Consider the following 14,098-nt stretch of genomic DNA (forward strand, 5'->3'; position numbering starts at 1 on the left):
ATCACTGACCCGTGTCAGCTCATCGGGATTCACTCGTTTGCCGCCTTCCTGCGACTCGAATTATTTTGGGTATCAATGGTGATTTTTACCCAAAAACCAAACCTAAACCTCAACCACCGGGATCGCATCTTCAACGGCGCTGCGCAGGCGCGCTTTCATGTCGCTGTAGGTTTGCTGGGCGTAGTTTTCTGCCCAGCGCTGATCGGCGATTTGTTCGACTTTCACGGCGCAGTATTTGGTTTCAGGTGTTTTGGATATCGGATCCAGATTGTCCTGCGTCAGTTCATTACAGGCACCAATCCACCACTGGTAGGTCATGTAAACCGCACCGGCGTTGATACGCTCGTTGTAGTTGGCGCGTGAAATGACTTTACCGCGGCGTGATGCCACCCAGACCAGTTGCTGGTCGCGGATCCCCAGTGCCTCTGCGTCTACCGGGTTCATCTGCACGAAGCCCGGTTCATCGGCCAGCGTTTGCAGTGCGGCACAGTTACCGGTCATTGAGCGGCAGGAGTAGTGGCCGACTTCACGCACGGTACACAGTACCAGCGGATAATCGCCGTCCGGCACTTCGGCAGGTGCACGCCACGGCGCGGCAAACAGCTGGCCTTTGCCGGTCGGCGTATCGAAGTGATTATCGGCGTAAAGGTACTGGGTCCCCGGACTTTCCAGCGTGGTACAAGGCCACTGAACGTGTCCCAGTTCGCCCATTTTTTCGTAGGTCGCGCCGTAGAACAGCGGACACAGGCTGCGCATTTCGTCCCAAATTTCCTGGTTATCCTGATAATGCATCGGATAACCCATCGCGGTCGCCAGCAGGCTGATGATGTCCCAGTCGCGTTTGACGTTGTATTTCGGCTCAATGGCTTTCTCGAAACGTTGGAAACCGCGATCCGCACAGGAGAAAACGCCGCCGTGCTCACCCCAGGAGGTGGCCGGTAAAATGACATCCGCCTGTTCCGCTGTTTTGGTCATGAAGATGTCCTGCACCACCACAAATTCCAGCGCCTCAAACCCTTTACGTACCAGCCCTAAATCGGCTTCGGTCTGCAACGGATCCTCGCCCATGATGTAGTAGGCTTTGACCTTGCCTTCAATGGCCAGATGCGGGATTTCAGTGATGCGCAGACCGACTTCGGCGTCCATTTGGTTGACGTCTATACCCCAGGCATCAGCGAATTTTGCACGGATTTTCGGGTCTGTGACCGACTGATAGCCGGGGAATTCATTGGGCAATACGCCCATGTCGCACGCGCCCTGCACATTATTCTGACCACGCACCGGACCGACGCCGACGTTGGCGCGTCCCAGATTACCGGTCAGCAACGCCAGTCCTGCCAGCCCTTTAACCACGTCCACGGCCTGACCAAACTGCGTGACGCCCATGCCCCACATGATGGTGGCAGAAGGCGCGGCGGCATATGTGCGCATTGCCTGACGGATTTGTTGTGCTGAAACGCCGGTTTGTTCCTCAACGGCTTCCGGCGAGTAATCCGCGACGTTTTTACGGTATTCCTCGAAGCCTTCGGTGTATTTGGCAACGTAGTCGTGGTCATACAAATTTTCTTCGATCAGCACATGGGCGAAAGCGTTCACCAGCGCCATATTGCAACCGTTTTTGATTTGCAGATGCTGATCGGCAATGCGCGCAGTTTCGATACGACGCGGATCGCAGACAATAATCTGCGCGCCTTTTTCTTTGGCTTTAATGACGCGGCGGGCGACGATCGGATGAGAATCGGCGCAGTTATAGCCGATCACCAGCAGGCATTTTGAGTTTTCGATATCGCCGATGGAGTTACTCATCGCGCCGTTGCCGAGCGTCGCCTGTAAACCGGCGACGGACGGGCCATGACACACGCGGGCACAGCAGTCGACGTTGTTGGTGCCAATGACCGCACGGGCGAATTTCTGCATCACGTAGTTGGTTTCGTTACCAGTACCGCGGGAAGAACCGGTGGTCATAATGGCGCGCGGGCCATGTTTTTGTTTGATTTCGCTCAGACGCTGCGAGGTGTAGCGGATGGCTTCATCCCAGCTCACAGCTTCAAATTTTCCGCCTTTCTGACGACGGATCATCGGCTGCGTCAGACGCGGCGTCAGCAGTTTAGTGTCATTGAGAAAATCCCAGCCGTAATAGCCTTTCAGGCACAGTTCTCCCTGGTTGGTTACGCCGTTCGCGGCTTCTGCGCGAATGATTTTTCCGTTATCCACCACCAGATTCAGTTTGCATCCGGCGCCGCAATACGGGCAGACAGTAGTGACTTTTTTCATTGAATGACTTCCTCTATCCGGGGTTAAAACAGCAGGGGTGAAGTGCTGTCGAGCGCAGCGCGGCGGCGTTTTTCTGCGTTCATTTCCTGTAACTGGTTTCGGTCGATGGCGTAGAGCGCTTTGGTCGGGCAGATTTCCATGCAGGCCGGGCCTTCGCTGCGCAGATGGCACAGGTCGCATTTATGCGCTTCGGCTTTATCGGAGGTCGCGACCATTGCCGCGCCGTTCTGACGGAAAACCGGTCTGGTGATCACTTCCATCGCGCCATACGGACAGGCCACGACGCAGGTTTTGCAGCCGATACAGCGTTCCTGCATTACCTGAACATGGTCGCCGGTGCGCGCAATCGCGCCGTTCGGGCAGACGTTGGCGCACGGTGCGTCTTCGCACTGGCGGCACATCACGGGGGTGCTGAGATTGACGCCTTTAATCACATGTAAACGTGGCGCGAAGGTCGCGGCATTGAGCAGCGAGATGTCCTGTGAATCGCTGTGCGCCATCACGCAGGCAATTTCACAGGTACGACAGCCGATGCATTTTTTGGGGTCGGCGATGATGAACCGGTTCATGTTTTTTCATCCCTAAGTCATTGGTTTCAGCTACTGGCCATACATAAAACGTGCCAGTTTCTGTTTTTAATTTTTTAGTATTAAATTCAGATGGTTAGTTTTATCTGGTGAGCGGATGACGAAATTTTTCACTGACGTCATGTTTGCCTCGTCACTGTATCGACAGTTATGTCGAAGCACTGAACGGGGCGATCCCGAGCCCGGTTTCCAGTCGCGGTAACAGCTGATGAAGGCGGCTGACCGCCTGTTCTACGGCGTCCGTCATCGGGTAATAGAAAGCGACGACGTCGGGCTGAATGCCGACAAAGGTGATCTGCGGGATATCGTCATGAAGTTGCTGCATGAGAAAGGTCAGCGGCAGATTGTGGGTGGTCATCATGAACATGTCGGCGATATCTTCTTCGGCGATAATGCGCATTTCACCGGGTGCCAGCCCCATATCGGTAGCGTCGGCAATCACCAGATGCTTTGGGTGCAGTTCGCGCAAAAAGCCGATGTCGTTTTCAGGCGCGGCACCGCCGTCGACTACCGTCCAGCCGGAAAGCGGTTTTTCCGCACACAGTTCTGCCAGCCGGGGTCCGGCGCCGTCGTCGCCCATCATGCTGTTGCCTACGCACAGCAGTGCGTAGCGGGGGAGATTCTCAGGGTAATCAGGCATCGTATCTCCTGACCATCAGGTACATGGCGGGGTCGTGTTCAATTTGCGCAAGCAGGGCGATGAGCTGTTCGCTCCAGCCTTGTTGTTGTGCCGTCATCTGCGGGCTTGAGTCGCGAAGCGTCAGTGCCAGCAAATGCGTGTGGCTGCTGTCGATAGTGATCTCTCCAAATCGCTGAACACCGGCCAGTTTGCGGCGTGCTTCGCTGTTTTCGGGCAGGCAGTTGATCCATTGCAGATAGCCGTCGAGCGGGCATTCGAGGCGTGATTGCAAACAGTCGATCACCCCGAGGTGATGGCCGATCGCCAGGCTGTAATAAATCACTTCCTGCGCTTTCTGCGGACTGCGCTGTTGTGCGCTTTTTTCATCGACAAACTTGCTGCTCAGCGAATAGAAAATGACTTTATTTTTATCAGGCTGATGACCGGCAAAAGGCTGATGGCGCGCGTAGCGCTGATCGTTAACGGAAGCCATCACAGTCGCACCTCGCCGCGCAGTACCTGCTGATAAATGTGTTGCAGGTTTCCGACGATTTCGCTCAGGCGCAGGTCGCCTTGTTCAGCCAGATAAGCCGAAACGCGCTGTTCCACCGGCTGTAAACCGGGTGCTGCGACGATTTCCATAAACTGATCGGCTATCTGGCGGCCATAGCGGTAACCGGCCATGCGGCGCGCTTCGCGATCCAGCAGTACGCGCAGTGGCTGCGGCAGTTCCTGATGTAATAAAGCAGCCGGTTCTGCGGCCGCTTCGTCGTGTTGCTGGCCTTTGATTTTCTGATCCAGCAACCCCAGCGCCATAGCGAAACCATAAATAGTCGCTGCCGGCGTCGGCGGGCAGCCGGGGATATACACGTCCACCGGCACGATTTTGTCGGTGCCGCCCCAGACGCAATAAAGGTCGTGGAAAATGCCGCCGCTGTTACCGCACGCGCCGTAGGAAATACAAATTTTCGGATCCGGTGCCGAATCCCAGGCGCGCAGGGCGGGCATACGCATGGCGCGGGTGACTGCACCGGTGAACAGCAAAATGTCCGCGTGGCGCGGCGACGGAACGACTTTGATGCCAAAGCGTTCTGCGTCAAACAATGGTGAGATTGCGGCGAAAATCTCAATCTCACAGCCGTTACAGCCGCCGCAGTCCACGCGGTAAACGTAGGCAGAACGGCGGATGCTGTTGAGTAAAGTCGATTTCAGTTTGGCGATACTTTCATCCAGCGTAACGGGCACCGGCAGGCCATTTTCGTTACGCGGCGCAATCGGGTTATGGCTCATCAGCGGGCCTCCGTAGTCATATGGCGGCCAATATCAATGCGGTCGCTGGAAGAGAGACCGTGCATTTTTTTGCATGTCGGACAGGTTTCATATTGCACGCGGCGATCGCTTATTTGGCGGTCGCTCAGCGCGGCGCTTTCCTGTAACAGGCTGAGCGCAAAGTCGATTTCCTTTTGCACGGCGTAGGGCTTGTTGCATTCCCGGCAATGGCAGACAGGGAAATCCGCAGTTTCATACAGGTCTTCTTTACGCCAGACCGCCAGTTCGAACTCCTGCGACAATTTGATCGCCGCCGTCGGGCAGACTTCCTCGCAGCGGGCGCAGAAAATGCAGCGACCTAAAAACAGCTGCCAGCGGATGGTTTCACCGTCTTCTGCCGTCGTCATGGTCAGCGCGTTGGAAGGACAGGCATTGGCGCAGGCTCCGCAGGCGATGCACTGTTGCGCGGTATAGTGCGGTTTGCCGCGAAAGTTGGGCGCTAAATCCAGCGGCTGGAACGGATATCCCACCGTTGCCGTGCCGGTTTTGAGCACTTTTTTAATCAGTTTCAGCATGATTTGGGCGGCTCCTTAAAGCGGCGAATTTTTGCGTTCGATGCCGTAACGTTCGATTTCTTTGTAAGGCACGACGATGGACGTTTTCTTGCGCACATCGACCACCGTCATACGGTCGGTGCAGGAATAGCAGGGATCGAGACTGCCGATAATCAGCGGGGCATCGGAAACGGTATTGCCGCGCAACATGTAGCGCAGCGTCGGCCAGTTGGCATAGGTCGCGGCACGGCAGCGCCAGCGGAACAGCTTCTGGTTGTCGCCGGTCATGCTCCAGTGGATGTCGTCACCGCGTGGCGCTTCGGCAAAACCCAGCGCGAAACGGTGCGGAATATAGTTAAAGCCTTCCACCGCCAGCGGGCCGCCCGGCAAACTTTGCAGGCCGAACTCAATCATGTTCAGCGCATTGAACACTTCATGGATACGGACTTTCAGGCGGGAATAAACGTCGTTGCCGGTTTCGCTGCACAGCTCAAACGGCAGTCTGGCGTAACCGGCGTAAGGGTGATCTTGTCGCATATCGCGACGGTGACCGCTGCCGCGCACCATCGGCCCCACGTTACTGAAATCACGCGCCACCTGAGGATCCAAAATGCCGACGCCCATACTGCGCTGCTCGGTATTGGCGGTACTCAGCAGAATATCCACCAGCTCATTCAGGTCACGGCGCATACCCCCCGCCAGCGCAATGGTGGCAATCATGTCGTCTTTGAGGATGTCGCGACGCATACCGCCGATCAGATTCATGCCGTAGGTTTTACGCGCACCGGTCAGGATTTCCGCCATCTTCATCGACTGTTCGCGGATGCGGAAAAACTGCATGAAGCCGGAGTCAAATCCGACAAAGTGACAGGCCAGCCCGAGGTTCAGCAAATGGCTGTGCAGACGTTCCACTTCCAGCAAAATGGAGCGGATCATCTGGGCGCGTTCCGGCACCACAATCCCCATCGCGTTTTCGACCGAGGAGGTATACGCCACGCTGTGGGTAAAGCCGCAAATGCCGCACACGCGGTCTGACAAAAACGTCACTTCGTTGTAGCCCATGCGGGTTTCGGCCAGTTTTTCCATGCCGCGATGTACGTAAAACAGACGATAATCTGCGTCGATAATGTCTTCGCCATCGACAAACAGACGAAAGTGGCCGGGTTCGTCAGAAGTGACGTGCAGCGGACCAATCGGCACGATTTTGCTACCTTCTTTGGCCTCAGAAATAAACGGATAGGTTTCTTCGTCCGTGGTCGGGGCAGGGCGCTGGCGATAATCCATTGCATCTTTACGCAGCGGATATAAATCGTCAGGCCAGTCGTCCGGCAGCACCAGACGGCGTTCGTCAGGCAATCCGACCGGGCGCAAACCATACATATCCCGCACTTCGCGCTCGCCCCAGACGGCCGCCGGTACACGCGGCGTCACGGAAGGGAATTCCAGTGAAATCGGATCGACTTCGGCGCGCACGGTAATCCAGCACTTCACGCCTTTTTCCATCGACAGCACGTAATACAGCGCGTAATTGCCGCACAGCGTGCGTTCGTCGTTGCCGAAAAGCACGGAAAGCCAGCCACCCTGCTGGTAATACAACCACTCGACCACTTCCGGCAGCCAGTTCAGCCTGATGGTGACGGTCGCCTGTGTGTCGGTCTGCCATTCGCTGCCCAGAATCGCCGAAGGAAACTGTTTCGCCAGTGCGGCCAGATATTCTTTGCCAACCGGGTTTTGATTTAATGCGGTGTTGAACTCACTCATTGCAAAGCCTCTTCCCGCCGTGGCGGGATAAGAAAAATGTCAGGTCAGCCAGCGACCAGCCAGGAAACCAGCGCCAGAAACGCCAGACCAAACCCCGCCCAGGTGGTGCGGGAGGTTTTAAGAAAGCGCAGACGGGCGACGCTGTTCTCGATAAGCGCGACCACAAACACGGCAACCAGCAGCTTCAGCAGACCGACGATCACGGCAGTCAGCAGCGCCAGCGGCGTCAGGTGTTCCGCCATACCAAACGGGAAAAACACGCCGAGAAACAGCTGCAACACCACCAGCTGTTTCAGGCTGATGCCGATTTTCAGCACGCCCAGCGCCGCGCCGGAATATTCGGTCAGCGGCCCTTCCTGTAATTCCTGTTCTGCTTCGGCCATATCAAAAGGCAGCTTGCCCATTTCGATATACGTGGCGAACGCACAGGCCAGACCGGCCAGAATCAGGGTCAAGGAAGAGGACAGCGGCCAGTGCAGAACGCGTGCGGCAATCGCACTGAGCGACGTGGAACCGGCGACCAGCGCCGCGACCCAGAAGCCGAGCAGCAGAATCGGCTCAACCAGTACGCCGAGAACGGCTTCACGGCTGGCGCCAATGCCGGTGAAAGTGCTGCCGGTGTCGAGTCCGGCGATGGCAAACACAAAACGCACCACGGCAAACAGATAAATGACGGTAATCAGGTCGCCCGCCGCGCCCATCGGTGACATCAGCGTGACCATCGGCAAAGCGGTGGCGATCACCAGCAAACCGCCGGTCAGCAGATAGGGCATACTGCGAAACGCCATACCTGCCGCTGCGGGCGCGACGCTCTGACGCTGAAGCAATTTGGCGATGTCACGGTATTCCTGTAAAACGCCGGGCCCGCGACGGTTGTGCATCCGCGCACGCATCACGCGGCTGAATCCGGCAAATAACGGAGCGACAGCCAGCAACACCACCACCTGGACAAGCGCCAGCGGCCACAGCGAACCGGCAAGCAGGGAAGGAAAGTTCATAGTCAGTTCCTCAGGCAAAAGCCACGACCAGTAATACGGCCAGTTCGATGAACGCCAGACGACGGCAGAAAGCCCCCAGCCAGCCGCGGTGCAGGGCACCAACCAGTGAAGCCGGTGTCGCATGAACGCGCAGACGGTAAAGCGGGGCGAACATCACGCGCAGCGGCTGGGCGAAACCGGTCGCCGTCACCACCATGTCCGGGGAGTGTGCGTAACCACAGGCCCAGGCGTCGCCACGCGAACGATTTGGCAGCCGCGCACCGCGCAGTAACACCGCAACAAGCCACGGCACTAACGGCATTCCCAGCAGCAAAATCGCCACCATTGGGGCAGACACCGCGGACGTCGGGGAAAACGCCACGCCATGCTGTGCTGCCAGCAAAACTGGCGTGTTTAATACGGAGGCGGCAACAGCGGAGAATTGCGGAATAATCCACGGCGAGGCCACGCCGGAAATCACGCACAGCAGCGCCAGCAATATCGTACTGAATGTCATTGCCAGCGGCGCTGGTGTGGCATCGGCGGCGGCCTGGCAGCGCGGTGTACCAAGGAAAGTGACGCCAAACACTTTGGCAATACACATCAGCGCCAGCGCGCCGGTCAGAGCCAGACCGACCGCCAGCAGCGGCCCCATCAGACGGGCGATAAAGACATGGCTGGTGCTCAGCTGGAACAGGGACTGATACAACAGCCATTCACTGGCGAAACCGTTTAACGGCGGCAGCGCGGCCATCGACATCAGCGCAATCAGCATGGCAGCTGCTGTCCACGGCATCAGGCGGGCGATACCGCCTAGTTTCTCCATGTCCTTAATGCCGGTCTGCATTTCAATTTCACCGGCACCGAGGAACAGCGCCGTTTTAAACAGCCCGTGGTTGAACAGATGGAACAGACCCGCCAGCAGCGCTGTCGAAGCCAGCACCGGCAGATTCAGCGCCACGCCGGTCATTGCGCCTCCGACGCCGAGCAAAATAATTCCGATGTTTTCCAGCGTGTGATAGGCCAGCAGACGGCGGATATCATGCTCCATCAGGGCATACAGCCCGCCGATAAACGCGGTCAGCACAGCCAGAAGCAATACCAACAGACCCCACCAGAGTGGCGGCGCACCCAGCAGATCCAGACCGACTTTTACGATGCCGATAATGCCGACCTTCATCAGGGCAGAAGAGAATAAGGCGGCGGCGTGAGCGGGCGCGCTGGAATGGGATTGCGGTACCCAGGCATGTAGCGGGATAATCCCGGCGTACAGCCCGAAACCCGTCAGCGCCAGCACGAAGGCCAGCGATTTGATGCCCGGCGTAAACGTTACGTGGCGCAGCACTTCAAAATTCACGCTGCCGCTGGCGTGATGCAGCAAGGCAAAGGCCAGGATCAGACACAGCGTACCGGCGCGGCCGGATAAAAACTGATTCAGACCGGCACGGCGGCTTTTCACATCATCGGTCTGCACAATCATGAAATAGGCGCACAGGGCAGCCATTTCCATCATCAGGACAAGTTCCACAGCGCTGGCCGAAATCGCCGCTGCCGTCAGGGCGGCCATCAGCAGATTACACATCAGACCGCTGCGGGCACGCTTACGGGCACTGACATTAGCCATCCACGCGCAGGCGTACAGGGTGCTCATGAGCGCGGTGACGGACATCGCCAGCAAAATTAACGAATTCAGCTCGGTCAGCTCTGCGTGAAAGGGCAGAACCGGCAGCATGGCCTGAACCGTTGCGCCGCCCTGCAAAATCTGTAATGCGGCCACGATGACGCACAGCGCAGCCACCATGCCGCCCGTGCCAAAAATCAGGCTGCTGACTTTCGTCATGGCAGCCAAAATCCAGCCGCCCATGCCGCTCAGCACCCAGACCAGCAGCGCCAGCGCCAGTAACGACGCCGGTTCACCGGAAAATAAAGTCGTCATTATTTAGCCTCCGTATCAGGGGCGTTCAGTGAGGTCAGTCCCGCGGGAAAAACGTTCATGGCATTGAGGCGTTTTTGCTGGCTGGAATATTCAGACAGACTGGCGGTAACCAGAGTGATGGCCTGCGTGGGACAGGTTTTAATGCACGCCGGACCTTCAGGGCTGAAGCTGCATAAGTCGCATTTCACGGCCACGGCGCGAAGCCCCGGCACGCAGTCGAGAAACGGACTGACAGCGCGCGGCGCACGCGGTGCGGGCAGCGCTTTTGAGGTATTGCAGTCGCGTGGAATATCCAGCGGTGTGCTGGCAGAAAATGTAATCGCTCCGAACGGACAGGCGATACCGCACAGTTTGCAGCTCACACACAGGCTTTCGTTGAGATGAATGGCGTCGTTTTCACGGGTGATGGCGTTCACCGGACAAACCTGCGCGCACGGCGCGTCTTCACACTGGTGACACATCACCGGTGCGGAATCCAGCCGGTTGCGCATCACCTGCAAACGGGGCGCGGATTGCAGGCCCTGAAGCTGGTGTTCCTGAGAACAGCTCGCCATGCAGGTATTGCAGCCGATACAAAGTTTGGGGTCCGCGATCACATACTGATTCATGGCGGCCATATTGCGCATGAAGTCTCCTTGGTATTTCGTCAAAGGTGACGAAATCGGCACTTAAATTGACATTTCGACACTTATGTCGGAATTGATCCCAGTAAAAAACCGGCGATAAAATTATTTCTGTTCTGCCGGGGGAATAATGTATTTCTGCATATGACTCAGGCATGGCTGAGTAATTTTTCGAGCCCGGAGTGAATAGGTTGATTACTTTTCAGAGAGTCAAAAATGCACTGATAAATAGCCGAAATTTTATTGAGATAATGCTCGAGAACGGCGTTCTTATCTTTAATATCCACAGCGCCGTCAACGCGGCCTTCTTCGCTCAATGTGGCGTGGGCAAACGCCAGAAAGTCAGGCTCTTCACCGCTGTGCGCCATGTTCAGGCTGTAAACAATATCCTGACTGTAGAAGTCGTCGCGAAGATGAATGCTGATGGTGAAATGGTTAAACAAGGTGAAACGGATGTCCTGATCTTCACCGCAGATAAACTCATGATTTATCTTTTTATTTGAATTGGTTATGGCCTGGATCAGGCTGTTCTGATACGTGCGCCATTGTGATTTCAGATGGCTGTTTTTGCTGGCGATGTAGTCGGCTTTAGTGGTCAGTTCGCTGAGAGTGCTCATGTTCATTATCCGTTGTGAATTGATATGTCGGGTGATGACGAAAATACGACGCATGACTCTCTGTTGGCATAAAGCGTGCCAGTTTGTGAATTATTCTTATAAATGCTTTTGAATTAATGGCTTAAGGTATTTTTAACGGCAGCGCTATGTCCGGTGAGAAAATAAATGACATGTCGATGACACCTTATTTCGACAATTATGTCGGTCGATGTCCGTTTATTTCTTCGCATCATTTCCTGAGCGTTTTTTGCAAAAACGCAAAGTGTCAAAATTTCTGGCATCAATATTGCAGCCTCTCTTTTTATTGTTCTCCTGAAGGAGGGGGAAATAATGCATGAAATTACGTTATGCCAGAATGCCGTGGAAATAATGGAACAGTTCGGGCGGCAAAATAATGCGCGAAAAATAACGGCAGTGTGGATGGAAATCGGTGCGTTTTCCTGCGTCGAACCGGAGGCCGTGCAGTTTTGTTTTGAACTGGCGTGTCGCGAAACGCTGGCGCAGGGATGCGAATTGCATCTGGAAACACCCCTGGCAGAAAGCTGGTGCCGTACCTGTCAGCAGGATGTTGCGCTGCTCAGCCTAAACGTGCTGATTTGCCCGCAGTGTGGCGGACGGGATTTGCGGGTGATTGCCGGTGACGGCATGAAAATTAAACGTATCGAAATCGAATAACGGGCGTTCATTTGCCCGGGGAGAAAGCTATGTGCAGTACCTGTGGTTGTGCCAGCGGCGAACTTCGTATTGAAGGCGTCAGCAGCGAACACGCTTATCATTCTCATGAACATTCCCACGGCCTGCCGTTTGCGGCGCGTCGTCTGGTGGATATCGAAATGGACGTGCTGGCTAAGAATAATCATATTGCCGCCCACAACCGCGAGCACTTTGCTGCGGCGGGTATTCTGGCGCTGAATCTGGTGTCCAGTCCCGGTTCCGGCAAAACCACTTTACTGACCAGCACCCTGACCCGGCTGGCGCCTTATTTCGACTGCGCGGTCATTGAAGGCGACCAGCAAACCACCAACGACGCCGACCGGATACGCGCCACCGGCGTTCCGGCGATTCAGGTCAATACCGGTAAAGGCTGCCATCTGGACGCGCAAATGGTTCACGATGCGCTGCATCAATTATCGCCAAACAATAACAGTCTGCTGTTTATCGAAAACGTAGGCAATCTGGTGTGTCCGGCCAGTTTTGATCTCGGCGAACTGCATAAAGTTGCGGTGCTGTCGGTGACCGAGGGTGAAGACAAACCGCTTAAATACCCGCATATGTTTGCCGCCTCTCAGCTGATGATCCTTAACAAAATCGACCTGCTGCCTTACGTCAGTTTTGACGTTGGAATCTGTATCGCCAATGCGCGGCAGGTCAATCCGCAGATTGAAGTGATCCAACTTTCCGCCACTACGGGAGAAGGCATGGATCAGTGGCTGCTTTGGCTGGAGCAGCAACGATGTGCATAGGCATTCCGGGGCAAATTGTCGCGCTGCATGAAACTCAGCCCGATCACGCCTGGGCGCAGGTGTGCGGATTGCGACGCGAGGTCAATATCGCGCTGGTGCGTGAAGGCGAACGTGAAGCGCTGATCGGCTGCTGGGTATTAATCCACGTCGGTTTTGCCCTGAGCCGACTCGATGAGCAGGAAGCGCTGGACACGCTGGCCGCGCTGCACGCGATGGAAGAAGTGGAAGCCGACGTCGCCTTATTTTTGGGTGCGGGAGAGACAAGGTAATGCGTTTTGTTGATGAATTTCGGGATCCGAAACTGGCGAAAACATTAATCGAACGCCTGCATCAGCGGGCGGCTCATCTGCCTTACAGCGCAGAAAAACCGATGCAAATTATGGAAGTGTGCGGCGGTCATACCCACGCTATTTTCAAATTCGGTCTGGATAAACTGCTGCCACCGCAACTGGAATTTATCCACGGGCCGGGGTGTCCGGTGTGCGTGCTGCCAATGGGGCGAATTGATGCCTGCTGTGAAATCGCGGCACATGACGGGGTGATTTTTTGCACTTTTGGCGATGCGTTGCGGGTGCCGGGCAAACAGGGTTCGCTGTTGCAGGCGCGCGAACGGGGCGCGGACGTGCGGGTGGTTTATTCGCCGCTGGATGCGTTGAAACTGGCGCGTGAAAACCCGCATTCTCAGGTAGTGTTTTTTGCACTCGGTTTTGAAACCACGTTGCCGGTCACTGCGGTTACGCTGCAACAGGCGCGGCGGGAAGGGCTGAAAAATTTCACTGTCTTCTGCCAGCACATCAGCCTGATGCCGACCTTGCGCAGTCTGCTGGAACAAGATGATGTGCGCATCGACGCGTTTCTGGCGCCCGGCCACGTCAGCATGGTGACCGGGATCGCGCCGTATGATTTCATCAATAAAGAATTTGGTAAGCCGCTGGTGATAAGCGGTTTCGAACCACTGGATATGCTGCAAAGCGTGCTGATGCTGGTGGAACAAGTTTGCGAGGCATCGTGTAAAACCGAAAACCAGTACCGGCGCGTTGTGCCGCAAGAGGGTAACCTGCTGGCACAGGAAGCGATGCGCGAAGTATTTACGCTTTCCGGCAGCAGCGAATGGCGCGGGCTGGGGATTATCAAAGAGTCCGGCATTTCCCTGAGCGCGGCTTACTCAGCGTTTGATGCGGAACTGCGCTTCAGCCCGCAGGTGCAGCCGGTGGCGGATGACCCGCGTTCCCGTTGTGGCGAAGTGCTCACCGGGCGTTGCAAGCCGCATGAATGCCCGTTGTTTGGCACCGGTTGTACGCCGCATAACGCGTTCGGCGCGCTGATGGTGTCATCTGAAGGTGCCTGTGCAGCGTGGTATCAGTACCGGCATCAGGAAACCGCAGTACAAGAAAGAACAACAGAAGGTGCGTAGCAAG

Annotated in this window: 15 protein-coding genes; 4 read left to right on the forward strand and 11 right to left on the reverse strand. The window is 56.1% G+C overall.

All coding sequences use genetic code 11. The features are described from left to right. Positions 1-102: 102 nt before the first annotated feature. From fdhF to hycA, 11 genes are all read right to left on the reverse strand, one after another. Positions 103-2,274 carry a formate dehydrogenase subunit alpha gene (gene fdhF, locus J1784_RS14115; protein ID WP_217149754.1) on the reverse strand — a complete coding sequence of 724 codons (2,172 nt, stop codon included), beginning with the start codon at positions 2,272-2,274 and terminating at the stop codon, positions 103-105. Positions 2,275-2,297: 23 nt separating this feature from the next. Beyond that, complete coding sequence (gene hydN, locus J1784_RS14120) at positions 2,298-2,843, reverse strand: electron transport protein HydN (RefSeq protein WP_217149755.1); 546 nt, start codon at positions 2,841-2,843, stop codon at positions 2,298-2,300. A 166-nt stretch (positions 2,844-3,009) separates the two neighbouring features. Beyond that, positions 3,010-3,501, reverse strand: a complete 492-nt coding sequence (gene hycI, locus J1784_RS14125; RefSeq protein ID WP_217149756.1) for a hydrogenase maturation peptidase HycI — start codon at positions 3,499-3,501, stop codon at positions 3,010-3,012. Beyond that, a complete protein-coding gene (locus J1784_RS14130) occupies positions 3,494-3,973 on the reverse strand; it encodes a formate hydrogenlyase maturation HycH family protein (RefSeq protein ID WP_217149757.1) in 480 nt (159 codons plus the stop codon). The genes hycI and J1784_RS14130 overlap by 8 nt, the downstream gene beginning before the upstream one ends. Continuing rightward, positions 3,973-4,770 (reverse strand): NADH-quinone oxidoreductase subunit B family protein, encoded by a 798-nt coding sequence (locus tag J1784_RS14135; protein ID WP_217149758.1) that lies wholly within the window; start codon positions 4,768-4,770, stop codon positions 3,973-3,975. Before J1784_RS14135 ends, J1784_RS14130 begins: the two co-directional genes overlap by 1 nt. Continuing rightward, positions 4,770-5,324, reverse strand: coding sequence for a formate hydrogenlyase complex iron-sulfur subunit (locus J1784_RS14140; protein ID WP_217149759.1), 555 nt, complete (start codon positions 5,322-5,324; stop codon positions 4,770-4,772). The genes J1784_RS14135 and J1784_RS14140 overlap by 1 nt, the downstream gene beginning before the upstream one ends. A gap of 15 nt (positions 5,325-5,339) precedes the next feature. After that, positions 5,340-7,064 (reverse strand): hydrogenase large subunit, encoded by a 1,725-nt coding sequence (locus J1784_RS14145; RefSeq protein WP_217149760.1) that lies wholly within the window; start codon positions 7,062-7,064, stop codon positions 5,340-5,342. Between the two features lie 44 nt (positions 7,065-7,108). Beyond that, positions 7,109-8,062 carry a respiratory chain complex I subunit 1 family protein gene (locus tag J1784_RS14150; RefSeq protein ID WP_217149761.1) on the reverse strand — a complete coding sequence of 318 codons (954 nt, stop codon included), beginning with the start codon at positions 8,060-8,062 and terminating at the stop codon, positions 7,109-7,111. Positions 8,063-8,072: 10 nt separating this feature from the next. After that, the gene (locus tag J1784_RS14155; protein ID WP_217149762.1) at positions 8,073-9,977 is read right to left on the reverse strand and encodes a proton-conducting transporter transmembrane domain-containing protein; all 1,905 of its coding nucleotides are present in this window, start codon (positions 9,975-9,977) and stop codon (positions 8,073-8,075) included. After that, positions 9,977-10,585 (reverse strand): 4Fe-4S dicluster domain-containing protein, encoded by a 609-nt coding sequence (locus tag J1784_RS14160; protein ID WP_217149858.1) that lies wholly within the window; start codon positions 10,583-10,585, stop codon positions 9,977-9,979. Before J1784_RS14160 ends, J1784_RS14155 begins: the two co-directional genes overlap by 1 nt. A 164-nt stretch (positions 10,586-10,749) precedes the next feature. After that, a complete protein-coding gene (gene hycA, locus J1784_RS14165; protein WP_217149763.1) occupies positions 10,750-11,217 on the reverse strand; it encodes a formate hydrogenlyase regulator HycA in 468 nt (155 codons plus the stop codon). A 330-nt stretch (positions 11,218-11,547) separates the two neighbouring features. Between hycA and hypA the strand changes: the two genes are divergently transcribed. From hypA to hypD, 4 genes are read left to right on the forward strand one after another with little or no spacing between them, the layout of a single operon-like run. After that, positions 11,548-11,892 carry a hydrogenase maturation nickel metallochaperone HypA gene (gene hypA / locus J1784_RS14170; RefSeq protein ID WP_217149764.1) on the forward strand — a complete coding sequence of 115 codons (345 nt, stop codon included), beginning with the start codon at positions 11,548-11,550 and terminating at the stop codon, positions 11,890-11,892. A 29-nt stretch (positions 11,893-11,921) separates the two neighbouring features. Next, positions 11,922-12,680 carry a hydrogenase nickel incorporation protein HypB gene (gene hypB, locus J1784_RS14175; RefSeq protein ID WP_217149765.1) on the forward strand — a complete coding sequence of 253 codons (759 nt, stop codon included), beginning with the start codon at positions 11,922-11,924 and terminating at the stop codon, positions 12,678-12,680. Next, positions 12,671-12,949, forward strand: a complete 279-nt coding sequence (gene hypC / locus J1784_RS14180) for a HypC/HybG/HupF family hydrogenase formation chaperone (protein WP_217149766.1) — start codon at positions 12,671-12,673, stop codon at positions 12,947-12,949. The genes hypB and hypC overlap by 10 nt, the downstream gene beginning before the upstream one ends. Next, positions 12,949-14,094, forward strand: coding sequence for a hydrogenase formation protein HypD (gene hypD / locus J1784_RS14185; protein WP_217149767.1), 1,146 nt, complete (start codon positions 12,949-12,951; stop codon positions 14,092-14,094). Before hypC ends, hypD begins: the two co-directional genes overlap by 1 nt. The last annotated feature ends 4 nt before the right edge of the window (positions 14,095-14,098 follow it).

This window comes from Rahnella ecdela, from assembly GCF_019049625.1.
GTDB classification, from domain to species: domain Bacteria; phylum Pseudomonadota; class Gammaproteobacteria; order Enterobacterales; family Enterobacteriaceae; genus Rahnella; species Rahnella ecdela.

Excerpts from the sequence above, each read along its gene's own strand:
- fdhF (WP_217149754.1), bottom strand. The coding sequence starts at position 2,274 with ATGAAAAAAGTCACTACTGTCTGCCCGTATTGCGGCGCCGGATGCAAA.
- hydN (WP_217149755.1), bottom strand. The coding sequence starts at position 2,843 with ATGAACCGGTTCATCATCGCCGACCCCAAAAAATGCATCGGCTGTCGT.
- hycI (WP_217149756.1), bottom strand. The coding sequence starts at position 3,501 with ATGCCTGATTACCCTGAGAATCTCCCCCGCTACGCACTGCTGTGCGTA.
- J1784_RS14130 (WP_217149757.1), bottom strand. The coding sequence starts at position 3,973 with ATGGCTTCCGTTAACGATCAGCGCTACGCGCGCCATCAGCCTTTTGCC.
- J1784_RS14135 (WP_217149758.1), bottom strand. The coding sequence starts at position 4,770 with ATGAGCCATAACCCGATTGCGCCGCGTAACGAAAATGGCCTGCCGGTG.
- J1784_RS14140 (WP_217149759.1), bottom strand. The coding sequence starts at position 5,324 with ATGCTGAAACTGATTAAAAAAGTGCTCAAAACCGGCACGGCAACGGTG.
- J1784_RS14145 (WP_217149760.1), bottom strand. The coding sequence starts at position 7,064 with ATGAGTGAGTTCAACACCGCATTAAATCAAAACCCGGTTGGCAAAGAA.
- J1784_RS14150 (WP_217149761.1), bottom strand. The coding sequence starts at position 8,062 with ATGAACTTTCCTTCCCTGCTTGCCGGTTCGCTGTGGCCGCTGGCGCTT.
- J1784_RS14155 (WP_217149762.1), bottom strand. The coding sequence starts at position 9,977 with ATGACGACTTTATTTTCCGGTGAACCGGCGTCGTTACTGGCGCTGGCG.
- J1784_RS14160 (WP_217149858.1), bottom strand. The coding sequence starts at position 10,585 with ATGAATCAGTATGTGATCGCGGACCCCAAACTTTGTATCGGCTGCAAT.
- hycA (WP_217149763.1), bottom strand. The coding sequence starts at position 11,217 with ATGAGCACTCTCAGCGAACTGACCACTAAAGCCGACTACATCGCCAGC.
- hypA (WP_217149764.1), top strand. The coding sequence starts at position 11,548 with ATGCATGAAATTACGTTATGCCAGAATGCCGTGGAAATAATGGAACAG.
- hypB (WP_217149765.1), top strand. The coding sequence starts at position 11,922 with ATGTGCAGTACCTGTGGTTGTGCCAGCGGCGAACTTCGTATTGAAGGC.
- hypC (WP_217149766.1), top strand. The coding sequence starts at position 12,671 with ATGTGCATAGGCATTCCGGGGCAAATTGTCGCGCTGCATGAAACTCAG.
- hypD (WP_217149767.1), top strand. The coding sequence starts at position 12,949 with ATGCGTTTTGTTGATGAATTTCGGGATCCGAAACTGGCGAAAACATTA.